Here is a 244-nt window from a genome sequence, read left to right on the forward strand (position 1 = left end):
TAGCGTTGGCTTCCATTATTTTTGGAATGGAATACCGAATTGTGTTAAAAGTTCACTAGCTTCTTCATCAGTTTTCGCTGTAGTAAAGATTACGATGTCCATACCGCGGACTTTGCTTACTTTATCATAATCGATCTCATGGAAGATAAGATGCTCTTTAACACCTAATGTCTAGTTCCCACGACCATCGAATTATTTCTTAGAAACACAACGGAAATCACGTACACGTGGTAAAGAACCTGAC

1 pseudogene is annotated in these 244 nt (G+C 38.5%); it reads right to left on the bottom strand.

Annotation, left to right across the window (positions count from 1 at the left end):
* Positions 1–15 precede the first annotated feature (15 nt).
* Positions 16–244: pseudogene (rplE, locus tag JDS81_RS30035) on the bottom strand (50S ribosomal protein L5); the annotation flags it as partial.

This window comes from Bacillus cereus group sp. N31 (assembly GCF_016483245.1).
Taxonomy (GTDB): domain Bacteria; phylum Bacillota; class Bacilli; order Bacillales; family Bacillaceae_G; genus Bacillus_A; species Bacillus_A toyonensis.